Genomic DNA, 22475 nt, shown 5'->3' on the forward strand with positions numbered 1-22475 from the left:
GACGGCCTGGGCAAAATTAGCCCATCAACCGCATCCTCCGCCTACACCACTTGTACATTGCCCGTGCGTTTCAGCACACCCCAATGCTGCAGCTCGCCTTTCAACGCCCGGCGAACGGCCCTGAATAACACCAGCCAGGTCAGCCAGCGCCAGATCAACCGCTGCGGGATCAGCCAGACCAGCCGCGCCAGGTTCTCCCGCTCAAAGGAGAAAGCCAGCAGCGCCACGGCGAGATCCACCAGCATAAAGACGAGGTAATAACCACCGATCTTCGAAGCATTGCCCGTCAGCAGCCCCACGATCATAAAGAAATCGGCCAACGGAATGACAAAGGGGATGACATATTGAAAGATCAGGATATTCGGTAACGCTGCCCAGCCCAGCCACCGGTATTTCCAGTTCATCAGCGCATCCCGGTTCTTCCAGAAGGTTTGCATCACCCCATAGCTCCACCGGAACCGCTGTTTGAAGAACTGTTTCAGCGTCTCCGGCGCCTCCGTCATCGCAATGGCCCGGTTGTCGTTCTCGATGACATACCCGCAACGCAGGATCCGGATGGTCAGGTCGCAGTCCTCCGCCAGAGTGTCGGTCGTAAATCCACCCGCTTCTTCGATAGCTTGCTTTCTGAACGCACCGATAGCCCCTGGCACCACCGTGATGGCGTTTAAATAAGAGAACGCCTTCCGGTCGAAGTTCTGGCTGCTGATATATTCGATGGCCTGCCAGCGTGTCAGCAGGTTCACCTGGTTACCCACCTTAACATTGCCGGCCACCGCACCCACCGGCCCTTCATTCCGGTTCGGTTTCCCCGAACGCTCGCCAAAATGCTCCATCATCAGCGACACGGCATTGGGCAGCAGCTTCGTATCGGCATCGATACAGATGACGAACTCCGCCTCGCTCCGGCTGATACCGAAATTCAGCGCCGAAGCCTTCCCGCCGTTGGGCTTTGTATACACCTTCACCTTGGGATTGCCGGCAAAGACTTCCCGCACCCGTTCATAGGTCGCATCCTGGCTGCCATCATTGACAAAGATGATCTCGATATTCGGATAATTCCCCTTCAGCAGACTCTGCACACTGCCGACGGCATTGACCTCTTCGTTATAGGCCGGCACGATGATGCTCACCAGCGGCGCGTCTTTCCCACTCACCGACCAGAAGGGCTGGTAGCCATATTTCTTTTCCCGGAAATGCTCCTTCGTGGCAATAACGGCGATGAACAGAACCCGGCTCACCGACAGGATCATGAACACGACAAAGGCGGAGAACAGGATATGACTTCCCCAATAGCCGATCTCCGCAAAGTAATAGTTTATCTGCAACAGGTAATAACCGCTTCCCTTCGGCACGGGCGGCATCATCTCGTCCTTCGTCTTGCCGAGGATATCCGCCACCGTGGTGAACCGGAAGCCCCGCTTCTGAAAATAGTCGATGATCCGGGGCAGCGCCTCGACTGTCGATTCCCGGCCCTCGCCACCCGCATCATGCAGCAAAATGATATTCCCGCTGAGACCCGCCTTCGTCATCTCGTTCTTGCGCCGGATCACCCGTTCAACGATGCTGTCGGCCGGGGTGCCCGGCTCCCAGTCCAACGGATCGATGGACTCCCCGATGTCCAGGTAGTTCTTCTTCCGCGCAATGGCCACGGGGATCAGCTCCTCCCATTTCTCCGGCTCGAAATCCGCATTGTAGGGCGCCCGGAACATGATAGTGCTCCGGCCCGTGATACACTCTATCAGCAGCCGCGTCGACTCCATCTCCAGGATGGCCCGCCGCGTACTGACCTTGGCGATATTCGGATGGGTGAACGTATGGTTGCCGATCTCATGCCCCTCCTTGAACTCCCGCTTCACGATGGGAATATTGTTCTCCGCATTGATGCCCACGACAAAGAAAGTTGCCGGGACATGGTACCGGCTGAGGATATCGAGTATCTTGGGCGTATAGTCGGGATCGGGGCCATCGTCAAACGTCAGCACCAGCTTCATGCTGTCGGTGGTTCCGTACTTCCGGGCAACGAATCGCGACGGCAGACTGTCATAGCTCTCCTCACTGATCAGCATCTCTCCCGTATTCACCTCCGGCGTGATCCGCCCGTTGGTCGGCGTCCCAATGACATCCAACACCTCTCCACTCCCCTCATAGTCCACAAAATCCGCATTGGCCATCGCATCCACCTTGCTGAACGCGGCGAAGTTGAAATGCGCCACCGACGACTTCTGCATGTCCTGGTCATAGAAATCCCACACCCGCGGGTCCTCATCCCCCAGCCGCCAAAGGGATGTCCCAGCCAGCCCGTATTCCGTGGCAAACCGCAAGGCATTGAAGGTCGTTGCCGCATCCGTGAACTGCACCTGGTGACGCACATTGTCCTCGTCGTCATAATCGTAGTGCAGATTGTAAGAGTCATTGTCGAAATCGATCTTGGCGTCGTTATCCTTTGCCGTGAACAACGCCTGCTGATAGCTCACCGTACGGCTCGACATCTCCTTACCCAGCCGCCAGTCATAGCCATAGGCCGCCAGGCAAAGGATCAACTTGCTCTCCGGAACATATTTCACGGCGGCATCGACCGCGCCCTCGATCCATTTTTGGTGGGCAATAGGCCCCGGACCCGAATTGTCGGAATACTGGTCATAGGCCATCAGGAGTACATAGTCGTTGTATTTTGACAACTGCTTGACGTTGTAATCTTCGTTGAATGGAATGATATCCTGGGTCACCAGCAGGTGCCGGGCATGGAGCTGCTCATAGAGGTCCTTCTGGAATTCCACCAGCTTCTCGTCGCTTTTCTCCTCCAGCTCTTCAAAGTCCACATTCACCCCGATGAAATTGTTCCTCTCCAGGATCCTGATCAGGTCGTTGATGAGCCGCTGCTTCTTGGCCGGATCGTTGATGATCCGGTGCACCGCGTCACCCCGGAACAGCTCCTTATAGTTGTTGGAAAGGATCGGCAGGATCTTCACCCCCGATTTCTTCATCACTCCCCAGGCCCGGGAATCGATATCGGTATAGATCGTGTCCGCGGTCGGATCGACAAAGATCCATTCGGGGATCACCAGGTTCATCTTGTCGATATACTGTTGAAGCGAAAGAAAGGACTGGGCATCCCAGTCTACATAGAAGGCGGCCCTGATCCCGGTAGGGAATTTTGTAAACGACCGGAAACTGGTATCGGCCTTTTTGGACCGTTGCTGGGCCAGTTTCTCGGAATCCTTTTTGGATTCACCGGGATAAGCCCCTCCCCGATAGGGTACCTTCTCGTTAATATATTTCCGGAATCCTCCGTATTGTTCGATAAGGGTGTTCTTGAAAAGGATGCTCTTATTGGTGTCCAACACCTTCTTGTACAGTTGGCTTTGCTCCTTCATCCGCGGAAGGGCGGGCTTATAGTCCCGGGAGACCGCGATCGAAAAGATGACTACCCCAAGGACCAGGAAGAACAGCAGGATCCTGCCACCCCACTTTAGCCGCTGCCAGCGGCCTGATGAATTTGTTTGGAAGATCTGGGTTGTAGAAGGAGGTGTCGAGTTGCCTGTCATAGATTTAGATACAGTACATATTGGCAAAATCCCCGCCAATCAGGTAGTTGTCAGTAATCCAGTTCCAGCTTTAACCTATCTTTAAGTTCCTTCACCAGCGGGTATTGCTCCACGATCTGAATGAACTGTTCCCGCTTGTTCAGTGGTCGATCCGCCGGCCCCTCCTCCGTATCTTCCCTTTCGACGACGACCACCGTAAAAGAGATCATTTTGTTCGAAAAGACGTTCTGAAGGTGCTCGGACAAGGTTCGTTTCTCGTGTTCAACGAACTTCTGTTCGAGGGGATTGTTCGTGATCACCTCAAAGCTGTTCCCGTCGACGATCCGCAGGGTGGCCAGTTCCAGCGACTGAACCGCCGGATTTCGGTTCTCCCGTAGCTGATCGGCATATTGCTGCCAGGCCTTCTGAAGTGCCTCCGGCTCCAACGGCCGGATGCTCACCGCCCCGTCACCCCCTTGCTTCGAGCTGAATTGCTGCCGGATCTTCGAAAGGGCCCCCAGCGATGGCGCCGCCGAAGCCGCCCCCGAAGCCGCCCCCGTTCCGGGGATAGCCTTCTTTGCTGCCGCCGGTTCCGGTTCCCGGACGGGTTCCTTCACCGGGGCCGCTTGCGGCTCCGCAATCCCGGTCTCCACCATCAGCTTCGCGCCACCACGCGGCACAACCAGTTCCATCGCCGGGATATTCCGGAAGGACACCGCTCTCACCGTCTCAGGTTTTTTTTTCCCGCCGTCTACCACCTGCAAAGCCTGAGCCAGGTAGCACAGCTTGATCAGCGCCAGCTCCACATGCAGGCGCTTATTTCGGGCGGACTTATAATTGATCTCGGCTTCGTTCAATACATTCAGCGCGCTCACCAGGTAGCCCGCATCGGCTCCCCGTCCCGCGGCAATATACCGGTCCCGGAAACTCTCCACCACTTCCAGCAACATCGCCACTTTTTCATCCTTACAGACCAGCAGGTTCCGGATGAACTCGGCCAGCCCGTTGAGCACCAGGTCGCCCTCAAATCCCTTCCGGTTGATCGAATCGTAGACCAGCAGGGCCTCCGAAAGGTCCTGCTGCTGCATGGCGTCCAAAATCCGGAAATAATAGTCCGCATCCAGGATATTCAAATGCTCCAGCGTATTGGAATAGGTAAGCTCGCCGTTGGTAAAGCTGACGATCTTGTCGAGAATGCTCAGCGCATCCCGCATACAACCCTCGCTCTTCTGTGCGATCACCTGCAGCGCGGTCTTGTCGGCCGTGATCTCCTCCTTGGTGCAGATGTCCTGCAGATGCTCGACCGTATCGGCAGGGGTGATCCGCTTGAAGTCGAAGATCTGGCATCGCGACAGGATCGTGGGCAATATCTTATGTTTTTCCGTCGTCGCCAGGATGAATATCGCATAAGGAGGCGGCTCCTCCAGCGTTTTCAGAAAGGCATTGAAGGCCGAGGTGCTGAGCATATGCACCTCATCGATGATATATACCTTGTATTTACCGGCCTGGGGTGCAAATCGTACCTGCTCCACCAGCGTCCGGATATCGTCCACCGAGTTGTTGCTGGCGGCATCCAGCTCATGGATGTTCAGGGACGCCCCATCATTAAAGGATACGCAGGAAGAACACCGGTTGCAGGCCTCGCCGTCCGGCGTAATGTTCTCGCAGTTGATCGTCTTTGCAAGGATACGGGCACAGGTTGTCTTGCCCACCCCACGCGGACCACAGAACAGGAAAGCATGCGCTAACTGCTTGTTCCTGATAGCATTCTTTAAAGTTGTTGTAATATGAGACTGCCCCACCACCGTCGAAAAATCCTGGGGCCTGTATTTTCTGGCCGAAACGATAAATTTATCCATTTGCATCTCCTATGGCAAACGTACGATTTTTTCCGCCGCCCGGCCCACCCGCGATTTCGTACCTTCGAAAAAATAATCCCGGGAAAATTTGGATTATTAACGTTGTTAAGTAAATTTGTATTGTTAATTGAATCAATCATGGGAATTCAGGAAAGAAAAGAGAAACAAAAGCTGGAGATCAGGAAGCTGATCCTGGATGCGTCCATGAAACTCTTTGTGGAAGAGGGGTTTGAAAACGTCACGATCCGGCGCATCGCCGAGCTCATCGAGTACAGCCCCACCACCGTCTACCTGTATTTTAAGGACAAGGACGAGATCTTCGCCGCCCTGCATGATATCGGTTTTCAGAAAATGGCGGAGTTCAACAAGGATCTCGATACCATCCGAAACCCACTGCTACGCCTGCATAAGATGGGGGAGAACTACCTCCAGTTCGGGATGGAGAACCCCGAATACTACAGCCTGATGTTCATTGATACCGAGCCCATGGACAAACTCGCCGAGGAAGGCTGCGAGGAGTGGAGACCCGGCGACGCCGCCATCAACCGGCTAAAGGCCACCGTCATCGAATGCATGGAAAAAGGCTATCTCCAACAGGACGACCCCCTGGTCGTCAGCCTCTCGATCTGGAGCTTTGTCCATGGCCTGATGTCCCTGTCCATCCGCTGCCGGCTGGAGAAGTTCATACCCCATAAAGAAATGCTCCTGCCCACCATGAAAGCGAGTCTCAACTGGTTTGTCAATAATATAGAGGCCGGTAATACGTCTGCAAAAGAATAATTCAGCCGCATGCCCGGCACGGCAGCCCAAAAGGGCGTTTTTTTTGCCGTTGAAATGAACAATGTTAAGTTTATTTATATAATTAACAAATAGAACATCATGCCAAAACGAATTTTTTTCCTGCTGCTGATGGCCGTCGCCACCCGGGTATCGGCGCAGACCGTTCTCGATACGTACATCCGCATTGGCCTCGATAGCAACCTCGCTCTTCATCAACGCAACTTCGACTGGCAACGCGCCGGGCTCGATCTCAAACGCGCAAGGTCATTCTTCTATCCCCAGGCAGGCTTCAGCTCCCAGTATACCCTGGCGAACGGCGGCCGCACCCAGGCGATACCCGTCGGCGACCTGCTCAACAATGTCTATTCGACACTCAACCAGCTCACGGCAAGCAACAAGTTCCCGCAGGTGAGCAACCAGTCCATCCAGTTCCTTCCAAACGATTTCCACGATACCAAACTGGAAGTCTCCCTGCCCATCCTCAACACCGATCTGCTGCATAACAAAGAGGTCTCCGATGCCACGGTCAACGTGCGCCGGGCCGACTATGAGGTCTATCGCCGCGATCTCGTCCGCAGCATCCGCCAGGCCTACTATCAATATTTGCAGGCAGGAAAAGCCGTCGAGATCTATACCACGGCCCTGGTGCTGGTAAAGGAGAACCGCCGCGTCAGCGAAAAATTTGTAGAGAACCGCATCGCAACCCGCGAGATCGTCCTACGCAGCCAGGCACAGGTAAGCCAGGTCGAATCCTCACTCATCGAAGCGGAGAACGACAGGCAAAACGCCGCGGCTTATTTCAATTTCCTCCTCAACCGCAGCCTCGATTACCCCATCGACACCGACTCCTCCCTGGTCAATGAGCCCACTCAAGAGAACGGCCCTGCCTCGGGCGCCATCACAAACCGGGAAGAGCTCAGCCGCCTCAAAGGTTACCAACGCATCCTTCAATCCAACCTGAAATGGGATCGCAACTACCTCATCCCAAAGCTCACCGCCTTTTATGACATCGGCTACCAGGGCTTTGGCATCCATCTCAACTCCACGCAGTTCTATCAATTGGGCGGCATCCAGCTCAACTGGACGCTCTTCAAAGCAAACGACAACAGATACAAGATCCGCCAGGCGCAGATCGATATCGACGCCGTCGACGAACAATACCGGCAACTGACCCAACAGCTGACACTCGAACAGCAAACCGCTGCCAACAACTATCGCTCCGCACTCCAGGCTCTCAGGGCGCTGGCCGACGAGACTGGGAGCGCAAGAGAAGCCTACCGCCTGGCCGAAAGAAGATACAATGAAGGCCAGGCCCTGCAGGTGGAACTGATCGACGCCCGCACCCAGATGACCAACGCCGAGATCCGCTATTCCCTCGGCCGCCTGGCGGCGCTCAACCGGGCTGCCGATCTCGAAAGAGCCAATGCCACATATAAATTCTGACACTTATTCCTCCACATCCAAAAATAACGTTATGAATACGCGAATTCTCTCTTCACTCCGCTTCCCGCTCGCAGTGCTGATCGCCTTCAGCCTGGTCCGGTGCGGAGAGAACCACGCCGCCACCACACCGCCCGCGGACGAACCGATCCCGGTAAAGATACAGCCGGTGATTACCGCCAGCGAAGGCAAGACCCTTCAATATTCCGGGCTCATCGCCTCCAATTCCGAAGCCCGTCTTTCTTTCAAGATCGGCGGCATCATCTCCCGCATCTATGTAAAAGAGGGCGACCATGTCGTCGCCGGCCAGCTGCTGGCAACCCTCGATCTGACGGAGATCAACGCCCAGGTGCAACAAGCTTCGCAAAATCTGCAGAAAGCACAGCGCGACGAGACCCGCGCCAATAACCTCTACCGCGACACCGTCGCCTCCCTCGAACAGGTGCAGAACGCCCATACCCAGACAACGGTATCGACAGAAGCCCTCCGTATCGCCCGTTTCAACCAACAGTACGCCCAGATCCGCGCCACCGCCGGAGGAACCATTCTTCAAAAGCTGATGAACGAAGGGGAATATGCTTCCGCCGGAACCGCAGTGCTGGTATTCAATGGCGCCGCCCAAAACGACTGGGTGGTGAGGTTTGGGGTCTCAGACAAAGACTGGGCCGTCCTGCACAAGGGCGACAAAGCTTCCATCACCATCGACGCTTACCCCGATGAGCGGTTCACGGGTGTGATCACAAAGCTGGCCGAAGGCGCGGATGCCAGCGGAGGCACTTATGCTGTTGAGGTGACCGTTGCCGCCGCAGGCAGGAAACTGGCCCCCGGCCTGTTCTGCACTCTGCAACTGCAGCCTCCCGGCAAACGCTCCCTGGCCTTTATCCCGGCCTCGGCCCTCGCCGAAGGCGACGGAAATAACGGATTCGTATACACGCTAAACGCAGACAAACACACGGTACGGCGCATTCCCGTTCACATCGCCTACCTGCAGGGCGATCGGATCGCAATCAGCACCGGCCTGGACACGGTCGGGGAAGTGATCGCCGACGGCGTTGGCTATCTCACCGAAAAGTCCGTGGTAAAATTGATCAACAAATAAAATCACGGCCATGAACATTACGAGTTTTTCCGTTCGCAACTACCAGTTCACGCTCATCGTGTTCGTGATGCTGGCGCTTATCGGGGTCAGCTCCCTCTTCAATATGCCCCGCGGAGAGGACCCCGACACGGAGGCGCCGACCTTCTCGGCCATCGTGATCTATCCCGGCACCAGTCCAAAAGACATGGAAGAGTTGGTGGTCAATCCCATCGAGAAGCGATTCAACGAGATGGACGATGTCAAACGCATCCGTTCATCCATCGACGACGGCCTCGCCGTCATCCAGATCGAATTCAAATACGAGACCGATCCCGATAAGAAGTACCAGGATGTGATCCGGGAATTGAATGCCGTTCGGCCGGAACTGCCCGCGGATATCCTCAGCACCGAGATCCAGCGTTTCTCGCCCTCCGACGTCAATATCCTGCAGGTGGCCCTGCTCAGCGAGACTGCCCCCTATAGCCAATTGGAAGAGTGGAGCAAGAAGCTGAAAGAAAGACTGGAAAAGATCAAGACCCTGAAAAACGTCGATAACTGGGCCTTCCCCCGGCAACAGGTCCGCGTCTCCCTGAACCTGGAGAAGCTGGCGCAGAACCATATTCCCCTCAACGCCGTCCTCCAGGCCATCCAGCGCGAGAATGTAAATATTCCCGCCGGAAGCGTCGAAATGGGTACCCGCAAGTTCAATGTAAAGACCAGCGGCGACTATAAGAGCGTAGAAGAGATAAAGAACACCATCGTCAGCAGCGCCGGCGGCAAGATCATCTATATAAAAGACCTCGCCGACGTCTCCTTCAGTTACGAAGAGCAGAATTACATCGGCCGGCTGAACGGCAAGCGCGGCGTCTTCGTCACCGCCAGCCGCAAATCCGGCACCAATATCTTCGCCGTAGAACAGGCAATGGACCCCGTGATCGCTCAGTTCAAACGCGAGCTGCCGCCGGCCATCGCATTTGAGCAGAGCTTCAACAACGCCGAAAGCGTCCACACCCGGCTCGGTCATTTCGCCCGCGACTTCGCGATCGCCATCTTTCTGGTCCTGCTTACCCTGCTTCCGCTGGGACCCCGGGCCTCGATCGTGGTCATGGTCTCCATCCCGCTGTCGCTGCTGATAGGCCTGTTCCTCCTCGACCTTTTTCACTTTACCATCAATCAATTGAGCATCGTCGGCATGGTCGTCGCGCTCGGTTTGCTGGTGGATGACAGCATCGTCGTAGTGGAGAATATTGAACGTTATCTGCGGATGGGCTATTCGAAAAAGGAGGCCGCTATCGCGGCCACACGCCAGATCGGCCTGGCCGTATTGGGTTGCACCGCGACGCTGATCTTCGCCTTCCTTCCGCTGATGTTCCTGCCGGAAGCGCCCGGTGACTTTATCCGCAGCCTGCCTGCCGCCGTGGTCGCCACCGTACTGGCATCGCTCTTCGTGTCCCTGACGATCGTCCCCTTCCTTTCGAGCCGCATTCTCAGCGGGCATGAACATCCGGAAGGCAATTTCTTCCTCCGCGGACTTCGGCGATTTATCAACGGCAGCTATCGCCGCCTGCTGCATGCCGCCATCGCCAGGCCCATCCTGACCCTTCTGGTGGCCTTCGGCATCTTTATCGGTTGCCTCGCACTGATCCCGCGCGTAGGCTTCAGCGTCTTCCCGTCATCGGAAAAGCCGATGTTCCTGATCAATATTTCCACGCCACTGGGCACAAGCCTTCCCGCAACCGATTCGGTGGCCCGCTATGTAGAAGCCCAGATCGACCACCTGCCTGATCTGAAGAACTATGCCACCAACGTCGGCCGCGGAAACCCCCGCATCTATTACAACGTGATCCCTCAGAACGAGGTCAGCAACTATGCCCAGATCTTCATCCAGTTGAAAGAGACACCATCTTTCCGGAAGCGCCAGATGATCGACAGCCTGCGGCAGCGCTTTAAGGACTATCCCGGAGCCAGGATCGAGGTCAAGGACTTCGAGCAAGGCCCGCCAATAGAAGCGCCCATCGCCATCCGCGTCTTCAGCGAAAACCTCGACACGCTGCGCAGCCTCGCCTTCCGCGTGGAAGAGCTGCTGAAAAAGACAGATGGGACAATGTACGTCAATAACGAGCTGACGACGCTCAAAACCGATATCAAGGTCCGGGTCAATAAAGAGAAGGCGGGTATACTCGGTGTACCGGTCAACGAGATTGACCGCACGGTTCGCCTCGCCGTCGCGGGATTGGACATCGGCAAATTCCGGAAGGAGGACGAGAAAGGCGATGACTATAATATCAACGTTTGCCTGCCCCGCCATCAGCGGCAAACCCTCGACGCCCTGAACAAAGTATATGTCAATACGGCCACCGGCGCCTCCGTTCCGCTCAGCAACATTGCCGATATCGGCTTCCAGAGCAGCCCTACCAGCATCCGGCACTATGATAAAGATCGCTATACGACCGTCACCGCCTTTGTGCGCAGCGGCTACAATACGACCCGGATGACCGAAGGCATCCTAAAGGATCTTGACACCATGCGCTTTCCTGCAGGCGCAGGCTACAAGGCCGCGGGCGAGGTGGAAAGCAAGGAGCAGAGCTTCGGCGGACTCGGGCCCATCATCCTCATTACGGTGTTCGGTATTCTCGGTATCCTCATCCTCGAGTTCAAAACCTTCCGCGGCACCCTCATCGTGCTCTCCGTCGTGCCCCTCGGCATCATCGGCGCGGTGCTGATGCTCCTGGCCACCGGCAACACCTTCTCCTTCGTGGCGGTCATCGGCCTCATCGCCCTCGTCGGCATAGAGGTAAAGAACTCGATCCTGCTCGTGGATTACACCGATCAGTTGCGAAAGGGCGGGATGGGCCTCGACGAAGCCATCCAGGAAGCCGGCGAAACCCGCTTCGTCCCCATCATCCTCACCACGCTCACTGCCATTGGCGGCCTCATTCCTCTTGTGGCAGAGAACAATCCCCTCTATTCGCCACTCGCCTTGGTCATCATCGGCGGCCTGCTTAGCTCCACCATCCTTACCCGCGTCGTGACGCCGGTGCTTTACAAGCTCCTCAATAAAAGAGAAAGACCAGCGTAAGCCGGTCTTTCTCTTACACCCCCACCATCGGATGCCGCTTGAACTCTTTGCTTCGATCAAAGAGATACCGGTAGGTCGTCAACTTCCGGCTCACATACGTCTCCCCAAGCGATTTCGCGACATTGACCATCTTCACATTGAAGTCCCCGATCCACTGCATCTCATAGTGAACGTAGAATCCCGCGGGCTGAACGATATCGGCCAGTTCTTGAATGATATAGGAATCCACCCCCTTTCCCTGGAAGTCCGGGACCAGCGCAAAGACGACCCCGGTGAAATGCCGGCAGGCGCCCCGCCACTTGAGCCAGACAAACTGCAGCATTTGCAACAAGCCGACCTTCCCATTGAAGTGTTTGTAGTATTGATTCAGCTCAGGGATATTCAGGAAGAGCGCGATCGGCCGCTCGCCATAGTAAGCAAACAGGGTGATGTCCTCATCGATCAACGGCTTCATCTTCTTGAACAGCTGCAGGGCCTGGTCCTTTTTCATTTCTTTGAGGCCACCGTGACCGGCATAAGCCGCATTATAGATCTCGACGAAATCGCCGGCATATTTTTCAAGATTGTTCTTCTCGATCTTCCGCGTGCTGTACATGGGGTCCGCCGCCACGGCGTCATGCCGCTGCTTGATCTTTGCGGTCAACGGTTTCATCGGGTCCAGTCCGAAGCATAACTGGTGGAAATAAGGCTTGAAACCATAATTCTCCAGCAACTCCTTATAATAAGGTGGATTGAAATTCATCGACCAGAGTGGGTCGCGGAAACCCTCGACCAGTAGCCCCCACCATTTGTCCCGCTCCCCAAAATTGATCGGCCCGTCCATCGCCTCCATCCCTCGTTGCCCCAGCCAATGCCGGGCAACATCCAGCAGCATATCCGCAGCTTCTTGATTATCAATGCAATCAAAAAAGCCCATCCCACCAACGGGAACATCATCCCCCTTATTCCTGTATTTCTTGTTCACAAAGGCCGCTATCCGGCCGATCAGGCGCCCATCCTCCGATTGGAGGATCCATCGGGTCACCTCCCCATGGCGGAAGGCCTTGTTTATTTTCTTGTCGAATACTTCGTTGATTTCCTTGTCGATAGGGCGAATATAACCCGGGACGGTCCGGTTCAGCTCCACATTCACCCGGATGAATTCCTTCGCCTGTTCCGCAGTGGTCACTTCGATCAGTTGCATAGCCTTGCTGTTGGTCGTAAAACATCAAATATAGTATTTTTAACTTTCCTCTCGTCCCCTTACCTTTGCGGCAAAATTGACAAATACGAATATGGCAAGTAACGGTAAGATCAAACAAATCATCGGCGCGGTTATCGATGTGCAGTTTGAAGGCAAACTCCCTGAGATATATAACGCACTGGAACTGAAGAAGTCCAACGGCGAAACCCTCGTATTGGAAGTTCAGCAGCACCTCGGGGAAGACAGCGTACGCTGTATCGCCATGGACGGTACCGAAGGCCTCGTCCGCGGACTTGATGTCGTCGACACCGGCGCCGCGATTGCCATGCCTACGGGTGAAGGGATCAAGGGCCGCCTGTTCAACGTAACGGGTGATCCGATCGACGGCCTGCCTCCCGTTTCCAAGACCAATGGCCGCCCCATCCACGCCAAGCCCCCGGCATTCGAGAACCTGAGCACAAGCACCGAAGTGCTGTTCACCGGGATCAAGGTCATCGATCTGATCGAACCCTATGCAAAGGGCGGTAAGATCGGTCTGTTCGGCGGCGCCGGCGTAGGGAAGACCGTACTCATCCAGGAACTGATCAATAACATCGCAAAGGCCTATTCCGGTTTGTCCGTATTCGCCGGCGTAGGGGAACGTACCCGCGAAGGGAACGACCTGATGCGTGAAATGATCGAAGCCGGTATTATGAAATACGGCGACGATTTCAAACATAGCATGGAGCATGGCGGCTGGGACCTGAACAAGGTGAACATGCAGGAGCTGTCCGAATCCAAAGCCACCTTCGTCTTCGGCCAGATGAACGAGCCTCCCGGCGCCCGCGCCCGCGTGGCCCTCAGCGGTCTCACCATCGCCGAGTACTATCGTGACGGCGACGGCAAAGGCCAGGGTCGCGATATCCTCTTCTTCGTCGACAACATCTTCCGCTTCACCCAGGCAGGTTCCGAAGTATCGGCGCTGCTCGGCCGGATGCCCTCCGCCGTGGGATATCAACCCACTCTCGCAACGGAAATGGGTCTCATGCAGGAGCGGATCACCTCTACAAAGAACGGCTCCATCACTTCCGTTCAGGCCGTATACGTGCCCGCGGATGACCTGACCGACCCCGCGCCCGCTACCACCTTCGCCCACCTCGACGCGACGACGGTATTGAGCCGTAAGATCGCTGACTTGGGTATCTACCCCGCGGTGGATCCCCTCGACTCTACATCCCGTATCCTAACTCCAAAGATCGTCGGTGACTCTCACTACAACACCGCAAACCGCGTGAAGCTGATCCTTCAGCGCTATAAAGAGCTGCAGGATATCATCGCCATCCTCGGTCTGGATGAGCTGAGCGACGAAGATAAGATGACCGTCGCGCGCGCACGTAAAGTACAGCGCTTCCTGTCCCAGCCCTTCCACGTGGCCGAACAGTTCACCGGTCTGAAGGGTGTGCTGGTTCCCATCGACGAGACCATCCGCGGCTTCAATATGATCATGGACGGCGAAGTAGATGAATATCCCGAGGCAGCCTTCAACCTGGTCGGAACCATCGACGACGCTATCGAAAAAGGTAAGAAGCTTCTCGCCCAGGCGCGCGGCTAGGGTCCAAAGGTTAAACAAAGGAAAAATGAACCTAGAGATATTAACTCCCGAAAAGAAACTGTTCAGCGCCGATGTCTACGGCGTGCAGCTGCCCGGAGTGGACGGCCTGTTCGAGGTCCTCGATCGCCACGCCCCGTTGGTGAGCGCGCTGAAGGCCGGCCAGGTAAAGGTCCTGAAAGATAAAAGCAATCACCTGGCATTTTTCACGATCCAAAGCGGATTCGTGGAAGTGATCCATAATAAGGTAACCGTATTGGTTGAAGGCGCAGTACCTGTCGAAGGCAGATCATAACACGCACCACAGACGAGCCTCAGAAGACGAAATGTTAGTTAAACCCTGGCTTCCGCCGGGGTTTTTCGTTTGGGCGGCACTTAATTTGCAGTGATTTTGTCAAATACCCTTCTTTATGGACAGATTGAAACGCTTGCTGTTGATCGGGGCGCCACTGCTGATGCTGCTGCTCGACAGCTGCAAGAAAGATCCTCTCAACAATCTCACGAACGGGGAAAGCCGCATCTATATCACCAACTACGACACCACCGCGAATTTCTCCGCCTACACCACTTTCAGCATTACCGACAGCGTGACCATCGTCCAGGATAACCAGTTCGCCGGTCGCAGCTATGATGCCTATGACGCCAACATCGTCAACGCAATGACCCAGACGATGACCCAGCGCGGCTACCAACTGGTGAACAAGTCGGCAAGCCCCGACCTCGCCATCAACATCTCCCGCGTGTATTCGTCTTCAACCGTGCTCTTCAGCTACACCGATTACTGGGATTACTACGGAAGCTATTATGACCCCTATTACTGGGGTTACCCCGGTTATGGATACTACGACCCCTACGCGGTCGGCGCCTATACAGTCAACAGCGGCGGCCTGGAGATCGATCTGCTCGACCTGAAGAACGCCTCCGCCAATGGGAACAAGCTGGTGGGCGTCTGGACCGGCCTTGCAAGAGGCGAGCAGGTCTTCAGCCCAAACAATGCATCCAGCGAGGTATCCATGTTGTTCTCACAATCCGCCTATCTTAAAAAATAATTTGAATAGCCATGCAATCGATACGGAAACTGACGCTCGCTCTCACCCTGGTCGCGATCACCGCCACCGGAGCCATGGCACAGCATAGCCTCGAGTTCAATTTCAACTATAACATCAACTTCCCCGCAAGCACCGACTTCAAGGACCTGGTCAACAAGCCCGCCTACAAAGGGTTTACCGCCGGCTTCGCCTGGCCGGTTATGGACCGGCTACGCATTGGGGTCAGTTTCGGGTACAACGATTATTACCAGAAATATCCCCGGCAGGTATATTCCAATGGACCGGGCTCCGACATCTCCGCCGTACTGAGCAACTCCATTCAGCAATTGCCTCTGTTGGCAACCGTCGACTACACGATACTAAAGGAAGGGTTTGTCCGGCCATACGCCGGTGCAGGCATTGGCATCAATTTCATCGGCTTCGACCAATACCTTGGGGAATTTGACAACCCGGTTAACTTTACCAAACTGGCCGCCCGCGGAGAATTGGGAATACTCATCCCGCTGAGTAATTATAGCACTACCGCGCTGCGCATCGGCGGCAGCTACAATTATGCGCCGTTCAAAGAATATGGCTTTAAAAATCTCAACAATTGGGGCGTGCACGCCGGCATCAGCGTCCCGTTGCATTAGTTCAGTTGAGGATCGATCGGGAAGTTGACCATCATCTCATATTCTCCGCCAAGATGGCGCAGCGCATCCTTCCACACCTCCGAGGGCTTCTTGTGAAAGACAAGTGGCCGGCTGGCAGGGACCGTTAGCCAGGATTTCTCTTTCAGCTCGTCGTCCAGCTGTCCGCTGCCCCAGCCGGAATAGCCGATATAGAAGCGGATCTTCGTCATATCGATCTCCCCGTTGCGGATCAGGTCGATCGCAGTTTCGAAGTTGCCGCCCCAAAACACGCCGTCGATGATCTCGTAACCGCCGGCGATCTTGTCCGGGTATTGATGGAGGAAATGAATGGTGTCCATTTGGACGGGGCCGCCCAGGTACACGGGGATCTTCTTCAGATCGTCCAGTCCGCTGACCAGCTCGTCGAGAGTATATTCGTAATTCTTATTCAGTACAAAACCAAAGCTCCCCTCATCTTGATGCTCGCAGAGGAACACCACCGTGCGCATGAAATTCGGGTCTTTCAAAAAGGGATCAGCGATCAATAATATGCCAGGTGCCGGGCTCTCCATACCGTCTAAATTAAAGAATCCTGTGGAATTCAAAAGGCCTCCGCAAAAAATGAGTTTCTTCAATGGCAATCATCTAAATATAGCATTTTTTCCCCTGAAATCCCCTTTCTTTGTGAAAGCTTCGTTAAATCGTCCCCCACAAAAACATGAAATCGGGCAGCCTCCACCCTTTTGAATAATTTTACAGATGGACCAAAATCTACTATGGGTTTGAAAAAGATCTTCCCTGTCATTTTTGTATTGATCTCCCTCTCCCTGATCGGCAGCATCTATATCCAGATCAATTGGATATTGACGATGCTGGAAAACAAACAGGAAGAGTTTAAGCACAAGCTCCGGGATGCCACGAACTACGTAGCGCAGGAACTTGTATCGCAGCGGAGTTCACCTGCGGGGAAAGTATTGAGACTCAAACCCGGGTTCTTCAGACCCTCCGATCCCTTTACAACCGAGCTGATGCGGGTACCTACCGTCGCCGAACGCTATACGGTGGAAGATATCGGCGATAAGTTGCGGAAAGCCTTCAACCTGGTCGGCATGAAGAACACCCGCTTCGAGTTCTCGGTCTCGTCCGATCCAGGCGGCTCCCCATTGAACATACATCCGTTGGAGCTGCGGTCCCGCAACTTCCTCAGAGAGATACTCGATACTTCCAACAACTTTTCCGTGATCATGCCCTTGCTGGCCCCCGAGAACGCGGACGCCAGCAGCACGCTTCCGGACGAGCTGCTCGTCGTCGTCGTGCCGGATTATAAAAAGACCGTGCTCGGAGAAATGCAGGTAATGATCGCCGGCGCGATATTCTTCACCTTAGTGATCATCGCCGCATTCTATGTGACGGTAAACGCCCTGGTCCGGCAAAAAAAGCTCAGCGAGATAAAGAACGACTTCATCAACAATATGACCCATGAGTTCAAGACGCCCCTCGCGACCATCTCCCTGGCCGTGGACGCCTTGCGCAATGAGAAAGTAGTGCAGGACCGTACCAAGTCCGAATATTTCACGGGCATCATCAAGGAAGAGAACAAGCGGATGAACAAACAGGTGGAAACCATCCTGCAGGCATCGCTGCTCGACCGGCAGGAACAACAGTTGAACCGGAAATCCCTGCATGCGCACGTCATCATCCAGGAAGCCCTGGAGAATTTCGAGCTGCAGCTGGAAGGAAAAGGCGGAAGGTCAGAACTGCAGCTCAATGCAAAAGACGATCAGATCTTTGCCGATGAAGTGCATTTTACGAACATAATTACCAACCTGATCGACAATGCCGTAAAATATTCGAAAGAGAATCTTTTCATAAAGATCACCACCCATAGCACGCCGAAGAACCTGGTGATCCGTATCGAAGACAACGGTATCGGGATGAGCAAGGAGACCCAGCGCCGCATCTTTGAGAAATTCTACCGTGCACACACCGGCAATCTGCACAACGTAAAAGGATTCGGGTTGGGACTTAGTTATGTAAAGACCATTGTCGAAGCCCACGAAGGCCGTATAAAAGTGGACAGCACCATCGGCAAAGGCACCAGCTTTACACTCGAATTCCCGTTGAAGCTCGATTGAACAGCAGGCAACCATCCCCATAACTGAGGAAACGGAATCCATGTTCCAGCGCATAGGCATACACTCTCCTCCAGTCCTCCCCGATCAACGAGGCGATCAGCAGCAATAGCGTCGATTCCGGCTGGTGAAAGTTCGTCACCAGGCCGCTCACTATCTTCCATTCATATCCCGGGCTGATCAACAATTGGGTCGTCGTTACCAGCCGTTGGACGCCGTTCTTCTCCATCCTGTCCAAAAGCCGTGCAAGCGCTTCCGTCGCGGCGATCCCGCGATCCTGTCCCCCATATGCGTCCCACTGCCTGACGACAAGGTCTTCGCCGCCAATCCCAAGCCAATACAGGCTTTCAAGCGTTCTCGCCGATGTCGTCCCAACCGCGATCACCGGCCGCCCCGCCGCAAGGGTATCGCGGAGCCGCAGGATCAACTCCCGGCTCACATCGATAAATTCGACGTGCATGATGTGACCGCCCAGGGTTGCCGACTTCACCGGCAGGAACGTTCCTGCGCCGACATGCAGGGTAACGAAGTCGTGATGGATCTTCGCTGCCGACAGCGACTGAAAGATCGCCTCGGTGAAATGAAGCCCCGCCGTCGGCGCGGCTACCGACCCGTCTTGCTGCGCATAGATCGTTTGATATCGCTGGCTGTCGGCCGCCTCCGCCTGACGATGAATATAGGGTGGGAGAGGGATGAAGCCGGCCCGGTGCAGCAGTTCCGCAAAGGACAGCTCCGCCGGCGTCCAGGACAATGCAATGAGAAAACTGTCACCCTGCTTCTCTATATAGCGGGCCTCCAGCACAAGTCCACCCGGCATCTCCTTTCGCAGCACCTGTCCCGGTTTCCACTTCGAGGCGCCGCCGATCAGGCAACGCCAGTTCACCCGTCCCGTCTGTGTCAGCGCATTGGCGATACCGCCATATTCCGGCGGCGGTTCCAGGCAGAAGATCTCGATTCGCGCGCCCGTCGGCTTCTGGAACTCGATCCGCGCCTCGACGACCTTTGTATTGTTGAACACCAACAGACTTTCCGCGGGCAGGTACGCAGCGATGCTCCTGTAAATGTCTTCGTCGATACCACCGCCACGATAGATCAGCAGCCGGCTGGCATCCCGCTCCGCGAGGGGATGAAAAGCTATTCTGTCAGAAGGGAGATCGTAAGTGTAATCCGTGATGGGAATATCTTGAGGCTGCATCTGACCGCAAAGGTACAATTCTATCGCTTCGCCACCGGCACCACCAGTTTCAACCCGCTCCATTCCTCGCTGACGGCGCAAACCTTAATATCCACCAGCCCATTGGCCAGTGCATGATCGCGGATGATATTCTCGGTCAGATCAGTTGCCTTGCCGCTGCTTTTCTTATACCAGGAGACCCAAATCACCAGCTGCGGGTTCTTCGCCGCCAATGGCAGCGCAACTCCCATCCCTTTCTCGAATTCCTTCACCGAAGCCGCAAACAAATGCACATAGTCCGGCACCTCCCGCGCCCCACAGACCTGACCCGAAAGGTCGGTCTCCAGCCAGCGGAAATAATCGGCCGGCGCCCCGATCAGCCGGATCTTCCATCCGGGTTTGATCCCCAACTTCCGGACCAGCGGGGTTCCGGAATAACCTGCAGCCGCCATAGTTAATCAAAGAATTTTTCGATGTTCGCGCGAACGAATCGTACCCGCAGTGGAAAAGTTTCTTCCAATGCATAATATTCATCATCAAGCGGATCCAATTCATGGATGCGACCGCTATCACCTTCATCGGTATCGTTCGCCGGTTCTTTTCTGCCTTCATTCTCTGCATAGATATTTGCAGCCCTGGCCAGCAGCTCGGCATGGGCGCCCGCACCTATCTTCTTCAATCCTTCAACGGCGAAGGGCAAAAGCCTGCTGTCTTGATAAAAAAACTGGTCGAAACCGCCGTTATGGACCTCCCCATCCAGAACGGCTGTGGCAAAAATTTCGCACAAGAGAACGTGACCCTCACTCCGGGTAAAGCGCTCTCCGAAGGTCCCTGAATCCAGTTGACAGGCTTTCTCATAAACAAGCGCTTCCAGCTGCTCGTCGTCTAACCCTTTGATTGTTTCGGAATTGACCTTGGCCTTGACGATAACATGTTTCATTATGGCTAATTTAGGTTATGCACAGCAAAAAGCCGCTTATCCACTGCTTATCCACCGCAATTCACGCCCATTTCACGGACGAAAACACCCTCACGGCCATCCATACCAGTCCAACTGAAAGATAGACAACACACAGAGACCCAATGCACTATTGTGGAAAAATTAAATTTTCCGATTTCCCCTAAAAAAGTGGGAAAAAGTGTTATTTTGTGTTAGTTTTAATAAAGGTTGATTCAACTCCTCATAAATGATTGGTTTTCTGGGCGAATACGAAGCTACTTTGGACTCGAAAGGTCGCTTCCTGCTTCCGGTCGGCTTCAAAAAGCAGCTGCCGGAAGAGGGTCCCACCCAGTTTGTCATCAATCGCGGATTTGAAAAATGCCTGAGCCTCTATCCGATGAAAAGCTGGGAACCCATCTTCGCCAGGGTAAGCCAATTAAATGATTTTGAACCCGAAGTTCGGCAATTCAGGAGATATTTCCTGAACGGAGCGATAATGGCTGAGTTGGATTCCGCCGGGCGGTTGTTGATCCCCCAAAACCTGAAGGAATACGCAGGTCTGGACAAGGACATCGTCCTGGCAGCAGGAGTAGACAAGATCGAAATCTGGGATAAAAGTAAGTACCAACAGTTCTTTGAATCTTTTTCACCGGAAGCATTCAGCAGCCTGGCAAAACAGGTGATGAACCCCGGAGGGCTCACGTCATGAGTACCCCGACTAGCCAGGACTCGCAGGAGCCGAACGCCTACCACCTGCCGGTCCTTCTAAAGGAAACGCTCGACGCGCTTGCCATCAGACCCGACGGCATCTATGTCGACCTGACCTTCGGCGGCGGCGGACATTCCCGCGGCATCCTCGAAAGACTGGGGCCAAAAGGCAAACTGTTCGCCTTTGACCAGGACAGCGATGCGCGCCGAAATCTGCCCGATGACGCCCGCATCACCTTCCTGCCGCACAACTTCCGCCACGTGGGCCGCTTCCTGCGCTTGCATGAAGCGATTCCCGTCGACGGGATCCTGGCCGACCTGGGGGTGAGCAGCCATCAGTTCGACGAAGGGCAGCGCGGCTTCTCCTTCCGGTTTGAAGGGGATATGGATATGCGAATGGATCGGCGTCAGACACTCACGGCATACGATGTCGTCAATACCTGGTCCGAACAGCAACTGCATAAGCTGTTCGAACAGTATGGCGAGGTTACCAATGCCAGAACGCTGGCCCGCACCATCGTCGGAGTACGAAAGACGGTATCGCTAAAGACCATCCCCAACTTCAGATCAGCGCTGAATAGCGTGGTGAAAGGAAATCCCAATAAATACTTTGCCCAGGTATTTCAGGCCCTTCGTATCGAGGTAAACGATGAGTTGGGAGCATTAAAAGAAATGTTGCAACAGGTGCCCGGCCTCCTCTCTATAGGCGGACGCGCAGCGATCATCACCTTTCATTCCCTGGAAGACAGGATCGTCAAGAACTTCTTCAAAAAAGGATCGTTCGAAGACGAAGACCTGTCGGATCCCTTCGGACAAAGCACGGCACCTCCCCTATTAAAAGTAATTACCAAAAAACCGGTGGTCCCCGGCGAATCTGAATTACGCCAAAACCCAAGATCCCGCAGCGCCAAGCTGCGGGTAGCCGAACGCCAAGAGCCGCCGGAGGCGGATCGCCCGAAGGGCAAACATTAGCCCAATACGGATGGGGCAAAGCCCTATCCGCGCAGATAAAAAGTGAACAAGTTATGAGCAAATGGAAACCATCCCTGCTGGGCTACCGCTGGATCATGAGGAACATCGGATTCTTCCTCTTCCTCGCCGCATTGGCAGTCGTATACATCTACAACGGCCACTACGCCGACAAAATATCCCGGGATATCACCCGGACCAACAAACAGCTGAAGGAACTACAATATGAATACAAAACCCTGAAGAGCGAAGTGATGTTCCGCAGCAAGCAGAGCGAACTCGCAAAAGCCGTCGAACCCTTTGGATTGAAAGAACTGATCCGGCCTCCCTACGTGCTAAAGGATAGTGTGAAATAAAACAA

General features: G+C 54.8%; 19 protein-coding genes. 12 read left to right on the forward strand and 7 right to left on the reverse strand.

Annotated features, from left to right (window positions below; translation table 11 throughout):
* Nucleotides 1-41: 41 nt before the first annotated feature.
* Nucleotides 42-3545: a polysaccharide deacetylase family protein gene (locus VHE34_RS28705; protein ID WP_325594537.1), complete on the reverse strand. Its 3504-nt coding sequence runs from the start codon at nucleotides 3543-3545 to the stop codon at nucleotides 42-44.
* 50 nt (nucleotides 3546-3595) lie between these two features.
* Complete coding sequence (dnaX, locus tag VHE34_RS28710) at nucleotides 3596-5383, reverse strand: DNA polymerase III subunit gamma/tau (protein ID WP_325594539.1); 1788 nt, start codon at nucleotides 5381-5383, stop codon at nucleotides 3596-3598.
* Between the two features lie 138 nt (nucleotides 5384-5521).
* Here dnaX and VHE34_RS28715 point away from each other — a divergent pair, with 138 nt between their 5' ends.
* The 4 genes from VHE34_RS28715 to VHE34_RS28730 all read left to right on the forward strand — a co-directional run bounded on the left by VHE34_RS28715 (nucleotide 5522) and on the right by VHE34_RS28730 (nucleotide 11760).
* Nucleotides 5522-6163, forward strand: coding sequence for a TetR/AcrR family transcriptional regulator (locus VHE34_RS28715; protein WP_325594541.1), 642 nt, complete (start codon nucleotides 5522-5524; stop codon nucleotides 6161-6163).
* Between the two features lie 99 nt (nucleotides 6164-6262).
* Nucleotides 6263-7606: a TolC family protein gene (locus VHE34_RS28720; RefSeq protein ID WP_325594543.1), complete on the forward strand. Its 1344-nt coding sequence runs from the start codon at nucleotides 6263-6265 to the stop codon at nucleotides 7604-7606.
* 31 nt (nucleotides 7607-7637) lie between these two features.
* Nucleotides 7638-8702 (forward strand): efflux RND transporter periplasmic adaptor subunit, encoded by a 1065-nt coding sequence (locus tag VHE34_RS28725; protein WP_325594545.1) that lies wholly within the window; start codon nucleotides 7638-7640, stop codon nucleotides 8700-8702.
* 10 nt (nucleotides 8703-8712) lie between these two features.
* On the forward strand, nucleotides 8713-11760 hold the full coding sequence (locus tag VHE34_RS28730; RefSeq protein WP_325594547.1) for an efflux RND transporter permease subunit: 3048 nt from the start codon (nucleotides 8713-8715) through the stop codon (nucleotides 11758-11760).
* 13 nt (nucleotides 11761-11773) lie between these two features.
* Here VHE34_RS28730 and VHE34_RS28735 read toward each other — a convergent pair whose 3' ends face one another.
* Nucleotides 11774-12943 (reverse strand): hypothetical protein, encoded by a 1170-nt coding sequence (locus VHE34_RS28735; RefSeq protein ID WP_325594549.1) that lies wholly within the window; start codon nucleotides 12941-12943, stop codon nucleotides 11774-11776.
* A gap of 91 nt (nucleotides 12944-13034) precedes the next feature.
* On the opposite strand from VHE34_RS28735, the gene atpD reads away from it, so the two are divergent.
* The 4 genes from atpD to VHE34_RS28755 all read left to right on the forward strand — a co-directional run bounded on the left by atpD (nucleotide 13035) and on the right by VHE34_RS28755 (nucleotide 16212).
* The gene (atpD, locus tag VHE34_RS28740; protein ID WP_325594551.1) at nucleotides 13035-14534 is read left to right on the forward strand and encodes a F0F1 ATP synthase subunit beta; all 1500 of its coding nucleotides are present in this window, start codon (nucleotides 13035-13037) and stop codon (nucleotides 14532-14534) included.
* Between the two features lie 25 nt (nucleotides 14535-14559).
* On the forward strand, nucleotides 14560-14826 hold the full coding sequence (gene atpC, locus VHE34_RS28745; protein WP_325594553.1) for an ATP synthase F1 subunit epsilon: 267 nt from the start codon (nucleotides 14560-14562) through the stop codon (nucleotides 14824-14826).
* A 115-nt stretch (nucleotides 14827-14941) separates the two neighbouring features.
* On the forward strand, nucleotides 14942-15580 hold the full coding sequence (locus VHE34_RS28750; RefSeq protein WP_325594555.1) for a DUF4136 domain-containing protein: 639 nt from the start codon (nucleotides 14942-14944) through the stop codon (nucleotides 15578-15580).
* Between the two features lie 11 nt (nucleotides 15581-15591).
* Nucleotides 15592-16212, forward strand: a complete 621-nt coding sequence (locus VHE34_RS28755) for a hypothetical protein (protein ID WP_325594557.1) — start codon at nucleotides 15592-15594, stop codon at nucleotides 16210-16212.
* Here VHE34_RS28755 and VHE34_RS28760 read toward each other — a convergent pair.
* Nucleotides 16209-16763, reverse strand: coding sequence for a YqgE/AlgH family protein (locus tag VHE34_RS28760; RefSeq protein ID WP_325594559.1), 555 nt, complete (start codon nucleotides 16761-16763; stop codon nucleotides 16209-16211). The genes VHE34_RS28755 and VHE34_RS28760 overlap by 4 nt on opposite strands.
* 204 nt (nucleotides 16764-16967) lie before the next feature.
* Here VHE34_RS28760 and VHE34_RS28765 point away from each other — a divergent pair, with 204 nt between their 5' ends.
* A complete protein-coding gene (locus VHE34_RS28765) occupies nucleotides 16968-18326 on the forward strand; it encodes a HAMP domain-containing sensor histidine kinase (RefSeq protein WP_325594561.1) in 1359 nt (452 codons plus the stop codon).
* On the opposite strand, the gene VHE34_RS28770 is transcribed toward VHE34_RS28765, so the two are convergent.
* The 3 genes from VHE34_RS28770 to VHE34_RS28780 are packed head-to-tail and all read right to left on the reverse strand — an operon-like array spanning nucleotide 18295 to nucleotide 20437.
* On the reverse strand, nucleotides 18295-19518 hold the full coding sequence (locus VHE34_RS28770) for an S-adenosylmethionine:tRNA ribosyltransferase-isomerase (RefSeq protein ID WP_325594563.1): 1224 nt from the start codon (nucleotides 19516-19518) through the stop codon (nucleotides 18295-18297). The genes VHE34_RS28765 and VHE34_RS28770 overlap by 32 nt on opposite strands.
* A gap of 20 nt (nucleotides 19519-19538) precedes the next feature.
* Complete coding sequence (locus tag VHE34_RS28775; RefSeq protein ID WP_325594565.1) at nucleotides 19539-19949, reverse strand: hypothetical protein; 411 nt, start codon at nucleotides 19947-19949, stop codon at nucleotides 19539-19541.
* A gap of 2 nt (nucleotides 19950-19951) precedes the next feature.
* Nucleotides 19952-20437 carry a DMP19 family protein gene (locus VHE34_RS28780; protein ID WP_325594567.1) on the reverse strand — a complete coding sequence of 162 codons (486 nt, stop codon included), beginning with the start codon at nucleotides 20435-20437 and terminating at the stop codon, nucleotides 19952-19954.
* A gap of 247 nt (nucleotides 20438-20684) precedes the next feature.
* Here VHE34_RS28780 and mraZ point away from each other — a divergent pair, with 247 nt between their 5' ends.
* Genes mraZ through VHE34_RS28795 form a run of 3 tightly spaced genes read left to right on the forward strand, consistent with a single transcriptional unit; the run spans nucleotide 20685 to nucleotide 22470 of the window.
* Nucleotides 20685-21146 (forward strand): division/cell wall cluster transcriptional repressor MraZ, encoded by a 462-nt coding sequence (gene mraZ, locus VHE34_RS28785; RefSeq protein WP_325594569.1) that lies wholly within the window; start codon nucleotides 20685-20687, stop codon nucleotides 21144-21146.
* Nucleotides 21143-22117, forward strand: a complete 975-nt coding sequence (rsmH, locus tag VHE34_RS28790; RefSeq protein WP_325594571.1) for a 16S rRNA (cytosine(1402)-N(4))-methyltransferase RsmH — start codon at nucleotides 21143-21145, stop codon at nucleotides 22115-22117. Before mraZ ends, rsmH begins: the two co-directional genes overlap by 4 nt.
* A gap of 53 nt (nucleotides 22118-22170) precedes the next feature.
* Nucleotides 22171-22470, forward strand: a complete 300-nt coding sequence (locus VHE34_RS28795) for an FtsL-like putative cell division protein (RefSeq protein WP_325594573.1) — start codon at nucleotides 22171-22173, stop codon at nucleotides 22468-22470.
* Nucleotides 22471-22475: the final 5 nt, after the last annotated feature.

This window comes from Puia sp. (genome assembly GCF_035546395.1).
In the GTDB taxonomy this organism is placed as follows: Bacteria; Bacteroidota; Bacteroidia; order Chitinophagales; family Chitinophagaceae; genus Puia.